Origin of the sequence: Bibersteinia trehalosi (genome assembly GCF_004346205.1) — a bacterium.
GTDB classification, from domain to species: Bacteria; Pseudomonadota; Gammaproteobacteria; order Enterobacterales; family Pasteurellaceae; genus Bibersteinia; species Bibersteinia trehalosi.
Map to the genome: position 1 here is coordinate 20,712 of NZ_SMAM01000009.1, position 15,698 is coordinate 36,409.

Annotated in this window: 18 protein-coding genes; 3 read left to right on the forward strand and 15 right to left on the reverse strand. The window is 42.0% G+C overall.

The window, feature by feature from the left end:
- Positions 1 to 17: 17 nt before the first annotated feature.
- The 11 genes from EDC51_RS09380 to EDC51_RS09430 form a co-directional block, all read right to left on the reverse strand.
- Complete coding sequence (locus EDC51_RS09380) at positions 18 to 368, reverse strand: DUF4870 family protein (RefSeq protein WP_131928792.1); 351 nt, start codon at positions 366 to 368, stop codon at positions 18 to 20.
- Positions 369 to 370: 2 nt separating this feature from the next.
- The gene (gene xerC, locus EDC51_RS09385) at positions 371 to 1,279 is read right to left on the reverse strand and encodes a tyrosine recombinase XerC (protein ID WP_015431758.1); all 909 of its coding nucleotides are present in this window, start codon (positions 1,277 to 1,279) and stop codon (positions 371 to 373) included.
- Positions 1,279 to 1,569: a DUF5377 domain-containing protein gene (locus tag EDC51_RS09390; protein ID WP_015431757.1), complete on the reverse strand. Its 291-nt coding sequence runs from the start codon at positions 1,567 to 1,569 to the stop codon at positions 1,279 to 1,281. Before EDC51_RS09390 ends, xerC begins: the two co-directional genes overlap by 1 nt.
- Positions 1,570 to 1,590: 21 nt before the next feature.
- Positions 1,591 to 2,118 carry an isoprenylcysteine carboxyl methyltransferase family protein gene (locus EDC51_RS09395; protein WP_015431756.1) on the reverse strand — a complete coding sequence of 176 codons (528 nt, stop codon included), beginning with the start codon at positions 2,116 to 2,118 and terminating at the stop codon, positions 1,591 to 1,593.
- Between the two features lie 141 nt (positions 2,119 to 2,259).
- Entirely contained in the window at positions 2,260 to 4,326 is a 2,067-nt protein-coding gene (gene glyS / locus EDC51_RS09400) for a glycine--tRNA ligase subunit beta (RefSeq protein ID WP_131928793.1), read from the reverse strand.
- A gap of 8 nt (positions 4,327 to 4,334) precedes the next feature.
- Positions 4,335 to 5,342 carry an FRG domain-containing protein gene (locus EDC51_RS09405; RefSeq protein WP_131928794.1) on the reverse strand — a complete coding sequence of 336 codons (1,008 nt, stop codon included), beginning with the start codon at positions 5,340 to 5,342 and terminating at the stop codon, positions 4,335 to 4,337.
- Between the two features lie 296 nt (positions 5,343 to 5,638).
- Positions 5,639 to 5,998 carry an endonuclease domain-containing protein gene (locus EDC51_RS09410; RefSeq protein WP_131928795.1) on the reverse strand — a complete coding sequence of 120 codons (360 nt, stop codon included), beginning with the start codon at positions 5,996 to 5,998 and terminating at the stop codon, positions 5,639 to 5,641.
- A gap of 32 nt (positions 5,999 to 6,030) precedes the next feature.
- Positions 6,031 to 7,065 (reverse strand): PDDEXK nuclease domain-containing protein, encoded by a 1,035-nt coding sequence (locus EDC51_RS09415; RefSeq protein WP_131928796.1) that lies wholly within the window; start codon positions 7,063 to 7,065, stop codon positions 6,031 to 6,033.
- Positions 7,066 to 7,107: 42 nt separating this feature from the next.
- A complete protein-coding gene (locus EDC51_RS09420; RefSeq protein ID WP_131928797.1) occupies positions 7,108 to 7,371 on the reverse strand; it encodes a hypothetical protein in 264 nt (87 codons plus the stop codon).
- Between the two features lie 54 nt (positions 7,372 to 7,425).
- On the reverse strand, positions 7,426 to 8,331 hold the full coding sequence (gene glyQ, locus EDC51_RS09425) for a glycine--tRNA ligase subunit alpha (RefSeq protein ID WP_064318384.1): 906 nt from the start codon (positions 8,329 to 8,331) through the stop codon (positions 7,426 to 7,428).
- A gap of 119 nt (positions 8,332 to 8,450) precedes the next feature.
- A complete protein-coding gene (locus EDC51_RS09430) occupies positions 8,451 to 9,017 on the reverse strand; it encodes a biotin transporter BioY (protein ID WP_131928798.1) in 567 nt (188 codons plus the stop codon).
- Between the two features lie 83 nt (positions 9,018 to 9,100).
- Between EDC51_RS09430 and EDC51_RS09435 the strand changes: the two genes are divergently transcribed.
- Both EDC51_RS09435 and EDC51_RS09440 read left to right on the forward strand, forming a co-directional pair.
- The gene (locus EDC51_RS09435; protein ID WP_131928799.1) at positions 9,101 to 9,847 is read left to right on the forward strand and encodes a BPL-N domain-containing protein; all 747 of its coding nucleotides are present in this window, start codon (positions 9,101 to 9,103) and stop codon (positions 9,845 to 9,847) included.
- 30 nt (positions 9,848 to 9,877) lie between these two features.
- Entirely contained in the window at positions 9,878 to 11,092 is a 1,215-nt protein-coding gene (locus tag EDC51_RS09440; RefSeq protein WP_131928800.1) for a ribosomal protein uL16 3-hydroxylase, read from the forward strand.
- A gap of 39 nt (positions 11,093 to 11,131) precedes the next feature.
- Here EDC51_RS09440 and EDC51_RS09445 read toward each other — a convergent pair whose 3' ends face one another.
- The 3 genes from EDC51_RS09445 to epmA all read right to left on the reverse strand — a co-directional run bounded on the left by EDC51_RS09445 (position 11,132) and on the right by epmA (position 13,561).
- Positions 11,132 to 11,665, reverse strand: coding sequence for a DUF1523 family protein (locus EDC51_RS09445; protein WP_131928831.1), 534 nt, complete (start codon positions 11,663 to 11,665; stop codon positions 11,132 to 11,134).
- An 18-nt stretch (positions 11,666 to 11,683) separates the two neighbouring features.
- Complete coding sequence (locus EDC51_RS09450; RefSeq protein ID WP_131928801.1) at positions 11,684 to 12,481, reverse strand: TatD family hydrolase; 798 nt, start codon at positions 12,479 to 12,481, stop codon at positions 11,684 to 11,686.
- A 96-nt stretch (positions 12,482 to 12,577) separates the two neighbouring features.
- On the reverse strand, positions 12,578 to 13,561 hold the full coding sequence (gene epmA, locus EDC51_RS09455) for an elongation factor P--(R)-beta-lysine ligase (RefSeq protein WP_015431746.1): 984 nt from the start codon (positions 13,559 to 13,561) through the stop codon (positions 12,578 to 12,580).
- A gap of 108 nt (positions 13,562 to 13,669) precedes the next feature.
- Between epmA and EDC51_RS09460 the strand changes: the two genes are divergently transcribed.
- Positions 13,670 to 15,157, forward strand: a complete 1,488-nt coding sequence (locus EDC51_RS09460) for a TrkH family potassium uptake protein (protein ID WP_131928802.1) — start codon at positions 13,670 to 13,672, stop codon at positions 15,155 to 15,157.
- A gap of 54 nt (positions 15,158 to 15,211) precedes the next feature.
- Here the strand turns inward: EDC51_RS09460 and EDC51_RS09465 are convergent, their stop codons facing one another.
- Complete coding sequence (locus EDC51_RS09465; RefSeq protein ID WP_131928803.1) at positions 15,212 to 15,628, reverse strand: hypothetical protein; 417 nt, start codon at positions 15,626 to 15,628, stop codon at positions 15,212 to 15,214.
- Positions 15,629 to 15,698 lie beyond the last annotated feature (70 nt).

The following is a 15,698-nucleotide window of genomic DNA, read 5'->3' on the forward strand; positions in this document are numbered from 1 at the left end:
GTAAATTTAACCGCTTGTTAGATAAACCAACCTGTTGCTGTCACGCCTTTATTATCGTGCAACTTCAAACCTCCGTAGATAGTACGGAATAAAAACCAGATACTAGAAGCTAAAATCACTAACGCACCAATCCCAATAAAAGCAAGCATAATACCGACAATATACAAGACGATTGCTCCCCAAAAGGTACGGAAAAGATAAGCGTAGTGATCCTGATAATCGACAAGCTCATGACGTTTTACATAAAGTAAAACCACGCCAACAATCGCTGTTAGCCCACCAAATAGTAAACTTGCCAGAAACAATCCATAGACGATATACAGTGTTTTTTTCTGAGAATCGCTAAATTGAATTGGGGAATTTTGCATCACTACTCCTTATTTTTACGTCTTGCGCGAGGGTGTGCCGAATCATAAATGTTCGCTAAATGTTGAAAGTCCAAATGGGTATAAATTTGCGTGGTAGAAAGGCTACTATGCCCTAAAAACTCCTGCACTGCACGCAAATCTGCACTTGCTTCCAGCATATGAGTTGCAAAAGAGTGTCGGAGTTTGTGTGGATGTAAATGACTGCTCAACCCCTGTTTTTCGCCCCATTTTCGCATCGCAAGTTGAATAGAACGATGAGAGAGCCGCCCACCACGTTTATTGAGAAAAACCGCATTATCCCGCGGACTAAATTGCAAACGAGCAGATAGCCAACGTTTTAAAGCAGAAATCGCTTTTGAACCAATTGGCACAATGCGCTCTTTATTCCCTTTGCCCAACAAACGTACTTCGCCCGTTGTGAGATCCATATCACTCAAATCCAAACCTTGCAATTCCGAAAGGCGTAATCCAGAACTATACATCAGCTCCATCATAGCCAAATCTCGAATATCCATTGGTTCGTCACTATTAATATTGAGCAGTTGAGAAATCTGCTCTGCATCGATATTTTTCGGTAAATGCTTACCAACTTTAGGGGATTTAATGCCTATGGCAGGATTGGCAACTAGCACACCTTGACGAACTAAAAACGCCAAGAATTGACGCAATGCCACTAGGCGTAAACCGATACTTTTTGCACTCAATCCTTGCTTATGGCTTTGAGAAAGCAGCCATCGCACCACAGAACTATCCACATCTTGCCACTGTTCTAGCCCTTTTTCCGCCAACATTTGGCAGATAGCTTTTAACTGGCGTTGATAATTGCTCAATGTATGTGGACTGGCTTGCTTTTCAATTCGCAGAAAATCCCAATACGCTTGGCTTAGTGCAAAAAGTTGTTCAGCAGACATTATGCCAAGCCTAATTTACCGATTTGAATACCAATCTTACCTAATGCCGCAGGCCCTAAGTAATTCGCCACAAATTTAAACATCTCTTCCACATCGCTGAATACGGCATGTTCTTTTACCTCTTTTTCAACTTTACGGGTAAATTCATAACGCACAGCCTCATTCTCAACGTGTGCAACTAAATCGAGATACACAGTTTCAAAATAGTGACTCATTGCCCCTTCTAAACCTGGATCACTAATACGTACATCCCAGTGATTAGTAAATAAAATTTCGGTTTTTACTGACATTGTGTTTTCCTCATTACTAAATTATTTACCCCTAGCCTGAGCAAATAAAGTTTTCATCACGGTTTCTTCCTGATAAATCCGTACACCTAATATGACTAAATAAGCGGGGAATATAAAAGTGAGCGTATGCCAAGCATGGCACATCATCCCTAGCCCAATCAATTCAGGAATAATATTTAAAAAATAGTTTGGGTGTCTAATCGTTTGGAATAAAAACGCGGTATTAATTTTATGCTCAGGAAGAATATAGAGTTTGACTGTCCAAATTTCGCCCAATGCTTTAATGACCCAAAATAACGCCAAATAAGCTAAAGACAAAATGACAAAGCCAACTATTGCAATCCCGTCAAAAGAATACGCGCTGCTATTCGCCTCATAAATTGCTGAGAAATAAAAAGCAATATGCGCCATTGAGAGCAGAATAGAATTTCTCTTACCATATTGCACCGCTTGCTTTTCAATTAGACGTTTTTCATTTTGAATTGAGATTTTCAAGCTGAATAAACGCACAGCAAAAAATAGTATAAACAAAATGTTTACCACTAACATAATTTCTCCTTTTAAAAATAAAAATATGGGTTCGATGTTTATAATAGCTGCTTATAAGCAATCTGATTAACATTCTTATAGCAAATTTTGATATAAAATAGACCGCTTGCAAGCGGTCTATTTTACTCCAAATTTTGCAAATTACTGCAACAGCGAAATATCCGCCACTTGCAGGAACAAGCCTTGTAGCGTGCTTAAAATGGCGAGGCGGTTTTGACGCAGTTTTTGGTCTTCTGCATTTACCATTACCCCATCAAAGAAGGCATCAACCGGTTGGCGGAGGTTCGCTAATTTATCCAGCACGGCGGTGTAGTCGCCCTGTGCAATCAGCGGTTGCACTTCGGCTTTCAACGCAATAACCGTTTCGGCTAAGGCTTTTTCTGCCGGTTCGACACAAGCGGTTAGATCGATCTCACCAATTGCAATATCTGCTTTCGCTAAAATGTTACTTACACGTTTATTCGCTGCGGCTAAGGCTTCTGCACTGTCCAATTCACGGAAGTGAGACACCGCACGCACACGAGCATCGAAGTCCGCAGGTTTGGTCGGACGGCGGGCGAGAACAGCTTGGATAACGTCCACCGCAATGCCTTCGCTCTCATACCACGCACGGAAACGACCGAGCATAAAGTCCACCACGTCCTCAACCACGTTTTTGTTGGTCAGTTTGTCGCCGAAAAGTGCGGTCGATTTTGCCACGATTTCCGCCAGATCAAGCGGTAAATTTTTCTCCACAATAATCCGCAGTGAGCCAAGTGCCGCACGGCGTAGGGCGAACGGGTCAGCACTGCCTTTTGGCGCTTGACCGATGCCGAAAATCCCTGTTAGCGTGTCAAATTTGTCCGCCAACGCCACCGAGCAAGCCACCAATGAATTTGGCAAGTTGTCGCCGGCAAAACGTGGCATATACTGCTCGTTCAATGCCACTGCTACTTCTTCATCTTCGCCGTCGTGGCGGGCATAGTGCATACCCATTACGCCTTGGGTGTCGGTAAATTCAAACACCATATTGGTCATCAAGTCGCATTTTGAGAGGAGACCAGCACGTTTCGCTTTGGTTTCATCTGCCCCAATTTGTTTCGCAATTTCACCTGCCAAGGCTTCAATGCGAGCGGTTTTATCACGCAATGTGCCAAGCTGTTGTTGGAACAACACGGTTTCAAGGCGTGGCAGTTGGTCTTCCAGTTTCTGTTTTAAGTCGGTTTTGAAGAAGAACTCCGCATCGGTCAAACGTGGGCGAACCACTTTTTCGTTACCCTCGATGATTTTGCTCGAATCTTCAGGATTGATGTTCGACACAAAAATAAAGTGCGGTAACAATTTGCCGTCTTTTGAATAAATCGGGAAGTATTTTTGGTCGCCTTTCATGGTGTAAACCAAGGCCTCCGCCGGCACGGCAAGGAAACGCTCTTCAAACTTGGCGGTGAGTACGTTCGGGTATTCCACCAGCGAGGTCACTTCGTCCAGCAAATCTTCTTCAATATCGGCAACGCCTCCCAAAGCGGTCGCTTTTTCTTGGGATTTTGCAAGAATCAAGGCTTTACGCTCATTGAAATCGGCTACTACCGATCCACGATCTTTCAACAGTTGCGGATATTGATCAGCGTTCTCAATCGTAAATTCACGCTCACCTAAGAAACGATGCCCACGAATGGTACGACCGCTTTTCACGCCTAAGATCTCACCTTCGATCAGCTCCGCCCCAAATAAAAGCGTAACGGTATGCACAGGGCGAACAAACTGCTCGCTCTTATCGCCCCAACGCATTGTTTTTGGAATTGGTAAGTTCGCCAGCGATTTCGCAATAATATCCACCAGCAGGTTTTTAGTCGGCTGACCTTCAATCACGGCACGATGCACCAGCCATTCGCCTTTGTCGGTGGCAATACGCTCGGCTTGCTCCACCGTGATACCACAGCCTCTCGCCCAGCCCTCTGCCGCTTTGGTTGGCTTGCCTTCGGCATCAAACGCCGCCGACACCGCCGGCCCTCGTTTCTCAACCTCTTTACTCGGCTGGCTTTCCGCAAGGCTCAGCACCTTCACCGCCAAACGGCGAGGGGCAGCAAACCATTCGACTTTATCAAACGAAAGACCTGCTTGGTTTAATTCGTTTTCTACATTCTCCGCAAATGCGGTCGCTAATTTTTTGAGCGCCTTCGGTGGCAGCTCTTCTGTGCCGATCTCGGCGAGGAAGTTTTGTGTTGTCATTTTTTACTCTAAATTTTAGGTTTATATTGTTCAATGATATCTTTTGATTGAGATTCTAATTCGGGAAATAGTGTTTGTTTGCTAATTCCAAAACTTTTCAAACTGTTTAATATTTTTGATTTATATTCTTTTGGCACTATTATTTTTTGCCTAATCCATTTAGGGTTAATATTTGCTTGTTCTAGTTTGCTTGTTTCTTGCATGCCAAATATAAGAAAAGAACCCTGTTGCCTAACTATTCTCTGATTATCCAGTTTAGCCCTTACACATAAAACTTGGTTGAAATCTTTATAATTAATGATCGGATCAAAGTTACCTTTATCATTACGAATATCATGAATAATTTTTACAATATCAATCTGTTCATTAAATGATTTTTTAAACCCTTTCTCTCTAGCATCCTTAATATTATTCATAATCCCTTGTTTTATAACTTCTTTACTAACTTTACTAACGGGATCTTCCACAAGAGAATTGATTGCTTCATAAGCTCTATCAACATCTAAATTCTGATGCTCTTTTACTATATATTGCATTATAGCAACATCTCCCATAGCAGAAGCTGTCTCGATATATTTACTTATGGAAAATGTCTTATCCCTAAGACTAAGAGCTGATAATATGGCAACTCGATCGCTAGAGTCATATTTTATTTCTGATGTGGGTATGTCAAAAACTATTAATTCACCATCTGCACCATCATTATCATTAACAGCAAAAAATAATGCTACTAAAGCATTCATTGTAATGTCTAATAATCTAGTTTTGTATCCATAGTGTTGTAAAGTAACTAGCTTATCAAATAAAGTGGTGTTATTTGGGAATGAACTTGGACAATTTAAAATAGCATCTTTAATAATTTTATCTTCATTTTCAATCAAATATGCTTCTCTATATATACTGGGTGTTAATTGAAAATTACTGTCTGAATGTCCCCGAAAGAAACGGGTTGTACTCTCTTCCCCTTGTAATGTTTCTAAAATTTGGTCTAAATCTGCTATGCTTTTAATTTCCATTATTTCCTCTATAAATAAACCGCTCTTTCGCCCTTTCCACCGCCAAATACAGGAGGCTTTAACACACTCTCACTTCGCTTTCACTTCTGCCAAATCTCCCCTAACCCCTCTTTGCTAAAGAGGGGGACTAGATCGCCGTAAATTTGTAGTTCATCGGTTTTAATCATCTTTTTTCACCTTTCTTCATAAAGATCGCAAATAGCCAGACGAATGCTAAATTTTCTTCGATGGATCACCCCTCTTTAGCAAAGAGGGGAGGGGGAGATTTGGCAGACTATATTCACGGAGAAAACACCCTATTCCCTCACCGACTGAATATGCAACCAAATCGCTTCAATCACACTGTCAATCTCTGTCATCAATTGGTAATTATCAAATCGAAGAACGGTTAAACCAAGTGATGCCAATTCCGCATCTCGGATTTTATCATTTGCCCGATGTTCAGGCTCATAATGTTGCCCACCGTCTAACTCAACCACTAATTTCGCTTTCGGACAGTAGAAATCGACAATATAGCTTAACAACGGTTTCTGCCGATAAAAACGAACACCCAGTTGATCACTCCGAATACGATACCAAAGCCGTCTCTCCGCCTCAGTTTGTGCCGTTCGCAATTTCTGCGAGTTCGGTTTTAGCGATTTGACATAAGGTTTCATTTTGCAACATTTCCGCTGATTTTAACCGCTTGCTATTTTACCAAAAACCGCTCTTTCGCCCTTTCCACCGCCAAATGCAACCGTTGTTCCAATATCGCTTTACTCGGCAACACGGTCATATATTCTGCAATATGAATATCAGAATTTTTCAAATCTAGTAGTTCCACTTGTTCCTGCTTTTTGCCGGTGCAGAGAATAATCCCAAGCGGTGGGTTTTCGTCTGCTTCTTGCTCGTGTTTCGCCAGCCACGCCAAATAGAGTTCCATTTGACTTTTGTGGGAATGTTTGAAGCTTTCGGTTTTCAGCTCAATCGCAATCAGGCGTTTGAGTTTACGATTGTAAAACAGCAGATCGATATAGAAATCATCGTTATCAATCTGAATCCGTTTTTGGCGGGCGATAAAGGTAAAACCAGCCCCAAGTTCCAGTAAAAACTGTTCGATCTCTCGTAAAATCGCATCTTCGAGATTACGCTCCATATAACGGTCGTTAAGATCGAGAAAATCCAAAATATAGGGATCTTTCAACACCATTGACTGATTATATTCGCCTTTTTCACGTAGCAAACTCAATTCAGCGATAATGGTTTCATCGGGCTTTTTGGAAATTGCCGTGCGTTCAAACAATAATGAGCCAATGCGATCATCAAGGGTTCGTACAGACCAGCGTTCCTGTGCTGCCATTGTGGCATAGAACTCTCGCTTGATTGGTTCATCAATCGCAATAATTAGTTTAAAATGCGACCAACTCAATTGTGCACACAGTGTATGCACAATTTCCAAATTAGGGAAAGTTGCAGCAAATTGCATCGTATAATTTAAATGGCGTTTACTCCAACCTTTACCAAATTGCTCCGTCAGACTTTGAGCAAGATTTTTCACCACTTCTTGCCCATATTCCGCACGTTCACCCTGTAAAATATAGTCATTGATCCGTTTGCCGATATGCCAATAAAGCAAGGTTAATTCTGCATTGACCGCAACAGTCATTCGTTGCTTACTCGATTGAATGAGTTGTGAAATTTCATTCACAAATTCAGCCGAATTCTCTGCTATTACTGTCTTCATTATTGGCTCCTTTGCAAAATTTCCGCTAAATCCAACCGCTTGTTAGCCGAAAATACCCTCTAATTCAGCCAAATCCAGCACGACTTTTTCGCCTTCGATCAGCAATGCCGGAATGCCGATATAGCCGTTGGTTTTGGCGTTATCGAAGGCGGAATGCGTGTCTCGCAGTTTCAAAAATGGTTTAAGTGTTGAGCCGCCTTTGGTGATGTCGCACGCTTCATATTCAATGCCTAAGCGGTCTAGTTCTGCCACAAATGGAGCGGTATCAGGACACCAATGGGCGAAGTATAAAATGGGTTTTCTCATTATTGCCTCATTCAAATTCCCCCTCTTTGAAAAAGAGGGGGCTAGGGGGAGATTTTACTTACAACCTGGGAATCCCAACGCTTCACGGCTGGCATAGTACGCTTCGGCAACGCCTTTGGTTAAGGCACGAATACGTAAAATGTAGCGTTGGCGTTCAGTTACTGAGATTGCTTTACGAGCATCTAATAAGTTAAAGCTGTGAGCCGCTTTTAAAATGCGTTCGTACGCAGGCAATGGAAGCGGTTTTTCTAGTTCTAATAACGCTTTGGCTTCTTTTTCGTATTGTTCAAAGCATTGGAATAAGAAGTCCACATCGGCGTATTCAAAGTTGTAAGTAGATTGTTCCACTTCGTTTTGATGGAACACGTCGCCATAGGTGGTTTTGCCTAGTGGACCGTCTGACCAAACCAAATCATATACGCTGTCCACGCCTTGAATATACATCGCTAAACGTTCTAAGCCGTAGGTGATTTCGCCTGTTACTGGTTTACATTCTAAGCCACCGACTTGTTGGAAGTAGGTAAATTGGGTCACTTCCATGCCGTTTAGCCATACTTCCCAGCCTAAGCCCCACGCACCTAATGTTGGGTTTTCCCAGTTGTCTTCCACAAAGCGAATGTCGTTTTGGGTTGGGTCAAAGCCAAGCATTTTGAGGCTATCTAAATAAAGTTCTTGAATGTTGTCTGGGGACGGTTTGATCACCACTTGGAATTGGTAGTAGTGTTGTAAACGGTTTGGGTTTTCACCATAGCGGCCGTCTGTTGGGCGGCGAGATGGTTGCACATAAGCAAACGCCATCGGTTCTGGGCCTAATGCGCGTAAGCAAGTCATCGGGTGAGAGGTACCTGCACCCACTTCCATATCAAATGGTTGAACGACTGTTGCCCCTTGTTGTGCCCAGTAATCTTGAAGGGCTAAGATCATTCCCTGAAAGGTTTTTACATTGAATTTTGCTGACATTGTTCTTTCTCTAAATTTGTAGTCAAAAATGACGTTATTATAGCGTGCAAGCGGTTGTAATGGGGGAATTTTTTGCAAAAAGATGAAAAAGGCTCTGCTAAACAGAGCCTTTAAAAAGATTAGAGTTTTGAGAAAAATTTATAGCTTGGTGACACAAGCAGGCTTGCTAAAGCGGCTTTAATCACACCACCTAAAATAAATGGATAAAGCCCCAATTCTAATACTTTACCTTCCGGTACAAAGAATGAAAGCTGTGCTAAGCCAAAAGCGAAAGTAATAATGCTGGCAAGTAACGCAACTGCTACGCTTTTCCAGAATGAGCTTAACACGCCTTTATCGCTAAAATAACCCAACACATATGCCGTTGGAATATAGCCCCACAAGTAGCCCCCACTTGGGCCAAATAGAGTTTGAACACCCGCACCACCGTTAGCAAAGACAGGTAAGCCGATAGCTCCTTCAAATAAATACATTAATACAGCAGCCGTGCCTGCTTTACGTCCTAATGCAAAGCCAACCACAGTGAGAGCTAGAGTTTGCCCTGTAATCGGCACAGGATACATCGGCACAGCAATTTGTGCGAAGATAGCAATTAAATTTGCGCCAATTAAGGTTTTCAGCCAAAAAGCCACAATGCGGTTAGCCTCTAACCAGCGTTTTGTTTGAGTAAGTTGTGTAGTAAACATTGTATTTTCTCCTTTGTGAATAAAAAAGAGTGCGTATTATAATAGTATGTATTTATAGGTTAAATTAGAAATTTTAGGGCAAAATGACACTTGCACTTATTTATGCCGATGAAGGTTGTAGCTCTGTCGGTATAGAATCTTTAATTATCGGGGTTCAACAGCATCTTGGGCTTTATGCTGAAACCATTAATGCGGAGCAAATCTTACGTAGTGGTCTGACCAATGCAGAGCTTTTTATTATCCCCGGAGGGCGTGATTTGCCCTATTGTGCCAAATTAAACGGCAGAGGTAACCAGCTAATTCGAAACTTTGTTGCCCATGGAGGCTATTATGTCGGTATTTGTGCTGGTGCTTATTATGCTTGCTCCGCTTTAGATTTTCGAGGAGATGGCTACCGCATTCAAGGTATGCGCGAATTGGCATTTTTTGATGGCACGGCTATCGGTAGTTTGCCACAGCTCACGCAAGGGAAATATTATGATGAAAGCCTAAAAAGCAAGGCGATTACCTCATTATCTCTAGTTGGCGGCAAAAAAATCCCTGCTTATTATCATGGGGGCTGCACTTTTTTACCCAATAACACTGCATCATTTGAGCCCATTGCATACTATGCAGATAATAGCCTTGCCGTGCTTACAGGGACGTTTGGCCAAGGAAATTATCTACTTTCAGGGATACATTTTGAACTCCAAGCGCAAACGTATCAAACGCAAATCGTCAATATTTGCCGAGATGAGCAGCAAAAACAGCAAGAACAGCAAATTTGCCACTATTTTGATCAAAAATATGGTGTTCCGATTTGGCAAGCTATCCAAAAAGGATTAAAGTAACACCATGATGATTAGACAGGGAGAAATCTCATGAACATGCCATTCTGCTTACCTGAACACATTACGCCAGAAATCTTTTTGCGAGATTATTGGCAAAAACGACCGCTTGTTATCAAAGGCGGTTTACCACAAATCGTCGGGTTATTTGAGCCCCAAGATATTATTGAACTTGCACAGGAAGAAGAGGTTTCTGCCCGATTGATTAAAACACTTCAGACAGATGACGGCGAGAAATGGACATTAAAACGCAGTCCATTGGAAGCCACAGATTTTGAAAATTTGCCTGAGCACTGGTCGGTACTGGTGCAAAACTTAGAACAGTGGTCATCTGAACTTGGTGCATTATGGCAAGCTTTCAGCTTTATTCCACAATGGCAACGCGATGATATTATGGTCTCTTTTGCCCCAAAAGGTGGTTCGGTTGGCAAGCATTATGATGAGTATGATGTCTTTTTAGTGCAAGGCTACGGGCATCGCCGTTGGCAGCTTGGTAAATGGTGTGATCCAAGCACTGAATTTAAACCTAATCAGCCAATCCGCATTTTTGATGATATGGGCGAATTAGTGCTTGATGAAGTGATGGCCCCCGGAGACGTGCTTTATGTGCCATCACGAATGGCTCATTACGGCATTGCCGAAGATGATTGCTTAACTTTCTCCTTTGGTTTACGCTTCCCAAATGCGGCAGACTTGTTGGAAAATATTTGTAAAACAATTGAACACCAAGGCGAGGCAATTAATAATTCACAATTTAATATTCCGTTTCGCCTCTCGCCACATGTGCAACCAAATGCGTGGCTTGATCCAAAAATGGTAGCGAATTTCAAATTGCAGTTGATTAACTTATTACAAACATCGGAGCAATTTGATGAAATTCTCACCCATAGCGTTGCAACCGCAGTAAGTTCTCGTCGCTACGAGCAATTAACCGAAGAAAGCGAATACTATCCAGATGAGGTGCAAGAAGTGCTTGAAGCGGGCGGTTGGATACAACAAGATGCGAATGTAAAAATCCTTTATACAGAAAATCCATTACGCGTATATGTAAATGGCGAATGGATTGATGAATTAAGCGACACAGAAGCAGAATTGTTAATCCGCATTGCTAATGGTGATATGATTTCATGGAACAAAATCGCTTCATTTGCCACCAAAATTGGCGGGCAAGACAGCCTAGAATTGTTACTCGATAGCTTATGTGACTGGTTAGACAGTGGCTGGCTGATCCTAGAAGAAGGTGAATAAAAGACAAAGAGCAGTTCATACACGAACTGCTCTTTAATATTATTTGCTGCTATCAAACCAACCACGAATAAGTTGTACTGATAAGAAGAAGGTTAAAGCTAACAGCGCATATAAAATATAGCTAACCCAAGGCCGTGATGGGCTGGTTGCGTCTTCTACTGGCTGAATAGAAACAATATTTCGGAATTCATTTAACCAGTTGATCCGCCAACCATAATATTTGATTTCAACTAATTTCTGTTCATTTGCATAAGCTTGCGCTTTTGCTTGGATATCTGCAGAGCCAAATTTGAAATATGGCGGTAAGCCCCAGCCTGTATCTTCATTGCGATAAACCATCACTTTTTCTTTACTTTCATCTGGGCGCTTTGTGAATAAGAAATAGACATCTCGTACTTCACCATCGGCTGGGTTGGCTTTACTAATTACACCGTCTTTATCCATACGGCGCACTTCCATCCCTGTCACCATCGTTGTTTCATAACTGGGCATTGCGTAATTCACTGCACCAATCAGCACAATATGTAAAGAAAGGGTCACTAAGATCAAAAAGTATTTAACCATTGCTCTCATCATTTTCTCCTTATAAAGTTATCCCACAAGCGGTCGAATTTTAAATAAATTCTGCACATTTTGTGTAGTAATTCGTGCAAATTCTGCCACAGAAACGCCTTTAAGGGTAGCCACATATTCACAGACTTCACGCACATAAGCAGGCTGATTTGGCTTGCCACGATATGGAATAGGCGCAAGATATGGTGAATCAGTCTCAACTAACAGACGATCAAGTGGCACTTGCCGCACGACTTCACGCAACTCTTCAGCATTGCGGAATGTAATAATGCCTGAAATGGAAATATAAAAACCAATATCCATCGCACGTTTCGCCATTGCCCAGTCTTCGGTAAAGCAGTGCAACACCCCGCCACATTTTTCTGCATTGCCATGTTCTAAAATCGTCATCGTATCTTCTCTTGCTGAACGCGTATGAATAATCAATGGCTTATTCACTTTGTTGGCTATTTCCACTTGCTGAGCAAAGAGATCTTGCTGTAGCGCTTTGGTTTCCGGCGTGTAATGATAATCTAACCCCGTTTCCCCCACGGCGACTACGCGTGGATCTTGTGTAAATTGCAGTAGTTTATCGTACTCAAAGGGTTCATCTGTCACATTGAGTGGGTGAACGCCACAAGAGAGATAGACTTCCGAACGATGAGCAGTGAGCTGCTTCATCGCTTCAAATCGCCCAATTGTGGTACAAATTGAAATCATCTGTTGCACACCTCGAGCTTTGGCATTTTCTATGACCTCATCCACATTTTTATGACGTGTTTCATAATCTAAAGAATCTAAATGACAATGGCTGTCAATAATATGTAAATTGTCCATATTTTCCTTTGTAAAAAATTTATCTAAATCAAGCGCTTGTTAGAGCGTGTCGATGTTTCAAATGGAGTAGTGTTGTCGCTTAAATATCGACACGCCCTAAGCTCGCTCTACCCCAAACGCCATCACTTCTTCAATGCGTTTGGCATTTAACGCAATCATAATTAAACGATCAACCCCTAAAGCGACCCCAGAGCAATTCGGAATACCCGCTTTGAGTGCCTGTAAAAAACGGCGATCCAGTTCTTGCGGCGGCAGCCCCATTTTTTCACGGTTAAGATTATCACTTTCAAACCGATGAAGCTGTTCCTTAGCATCGTCCAGTTCATGGAACCCATTCGCCAGCTCTAAGCCTTGATAGTAAAACTCAAAACGCTCAGCCACTCGATGATCTTCAGGGCTAATCTGCGCCAAAGCAGCCTGAGTAGCAGGAAAATGATATACCGCCGTTGGACGTTCTTTGCCAATATTTGGCTCAACAACTTCACTAAAAAGAAATTGCAACAGCGTATCTCGCTCTTCTTCATCCTCACACTGCAGCCCATTTTCTCTGGCTTTCGCCACAAGCTGTTGGCGAGTTGCTGAAAGAGGATCTAAGCCAACATAGGTTTGAAATACAAATTGGTAGCTATAAGATTCTGCCGGCTCGCATTCTAAAATTTGCTGAAGCAAGTCATCCACTTCGTTAATTAAGCGGTACATATCAAAATGCGGGCGATACCATTCCAGCATCGTAAATTCAGGGTTATGACGGCTACCCGCCTCCTCATTACGAAAGACACGACACAGCTGAAAAATTGCGCCACTTCCTGCCGCAAGCAAGCGCTTCATATGGTACTCCGGGCTGGTAATCAAATGCAGTTGCTTCGCTTGATTTGCAAAAGGGGCGAGAAACGCCGTACTAAATGTAGAAAGGTGAATATCGGTTACTGAGAATTCGCTCATTGTTGGCGTTTCTACTTCTAAAACACCACGTTCGGTAAAAAATCGCCGAATATCTGCAATGATCGCTGCACGTTTAATTAAATTTTCAATCGTTGCTGAAGGCTGCCATGCTTGCTCTGCTGTTTGCAAATTTTCCATAAAAACATACCGCTTGTAAAAAATGGTTATTATACCTTAAGTCAAAACAATTTGACTGCGGAAAAAAGCTGAGTACCATTGCCGCATTATTTTTTATAAGGATCAGCTGTGCAATTTCTCTCAATCCTGCGCATTGTCGGTATTTTGGTAATGTGCTTTTCGTTTACTATGCTTGTCCCTGCCTTTGTCGCACTAATTTATGGCGATGGCGGAGGGCGCGCATTTGTCGAATCTTTTGTCCTGACACTCTTTATTGGCTCGGTATTGTGGTGGTTTTGTCGTAAAAATCGGCAAGAACTACGTTCCCGCGAAGGTTTTTTAATTGTTGTTTTATTTTGGGTGGTGCTAGGCTCACTCGGCGCAGTACCATTTATTATTTTGGAACAGCCAAATCTCAATGTTTCTGAGTCTATTTTTGAATCCTTTTCTGGGCTAACAACCACTGGCGCCACAGTTATTACCCAGCTAGATAGCCTACCAAAAGCCATTTTATTTTATCGCCAATTTCTACAATGGCTGGGCGGCATGGGGATCATCGTGCTAGCTGTGGCAATTATCCCCCTGCTCGGCATTGGCGGAATGCAGCTATATCGTGCTGAAATGCCAGGGCCACTCAAAGAGCAAAAAATGCGTCCTCGTATTGCCGAAACAGCAAAAGCACTCTGGCTAATTTATCTCTCTCTAACAATTTTATGTGCAGGAGCATTTTGGCTGGCGGGTATGGATGTGTTTGATGCGATTTCACACAGCTTTGCCACAGTGGCAATTGGCGGATTCTCTACTCACGATGCAAGTATTGGCTACTTTAATAGCAATTTAATTAACTATATTACCGTCTTTTTCCTACTGGTTTCTTCCTGCAACTTTGCTCTGCATTTTGCGATTTTCGACCAAATGCGCGAAAAACAGAGCCGGAATAGTAAAACAAAAATTCTCGGTCTCTATTGGAAAGATTATGAATTTCGCTTTTTTATCACTATCCAACTTGCGTTATTTGCTATCTGCTTTGTAGTGTTATTAGCGCATAACTATTTTGAAGGAGATACCGCAACAACGCTCTCACAGGCGATGTTCCAATCGGTGTCAATCTCAACCACTGCCGGCTTTACTACCAATGATTTCAGCAGTTTTCCCTCATTCCTACCGCTGTTACTGGTATTAGCCTCCTTTATTGGCGGTTGTGCCGGCTCAACTGGTGGTGGCTTAAAAATGTTCCGCGTACTATTACTTTATTTACAAGGTAGACGAGAAATCCACCGCTTTATTCACCCTAATGTGATTCAACCGGTAAAATTAGGCAAACATGTTTTATCCGAGCGCATTGTTGAGGGCGTTTGGGCATTTTTCTCTGCCTATTTCTTTGTTTTCGTGGTGTGTTGGATTGCGAGCATTGCTTGCGGAATGGAAACTTTTGATGCACTCAATGCCGTGATCGCAAGCCTTAATAATCTCGGCCCTGCGCTCGGCACAGTAAGTAGCAACTTTACAAAAGTCCCAGATAGCGCCAAATGGGTACTAACTTTTGCAATGGTATGTGGGCGTTTAGAAGTCTTTACACTCCTTGTAATATTAAGCCCAACTTTTTGGCGAGATTAAAAAACGGGTCAAAATAACGCCAGCATTAGTGCTGGCGTTATCTTTCAAAGAGAATTACTTCCACCTATTTGCAGACTTATTTTGGTTCAGCACTCTATTTTGCTTAAATACCAATAACAAAATAGGGCTAAAATAAATTGCATTTAACACCATAAAAGCCTCTGTTATACCGTATTGAATACTTAAATAAACATCTGGTTCAGCTCTAAATTCTTTAGACACATAATATGTCAAAAAATTAATAAAACTACCTATCGCAATTGCCTGTCTCTCTTTATGCGATGACAATTTCTGCCGACTATAACTCCAAGTTAGAATACTGCCGGTAATAAACCAGCCAGCCCCTGTCAATATTAGCTCCAAGCCCCAATTCAGCGCAATACCCATTATATTAATAATGATATTTACCCCCCAAATAACAGCAGGTATAAACGACAAAAAACAAATAAGAATTATTCTATTATGCAGCATATATCCTCCAGTGAGTTTAAGTAAATAAAGAAGCCTATTTTACCCTAAACGATAATCATCTATTTATTTC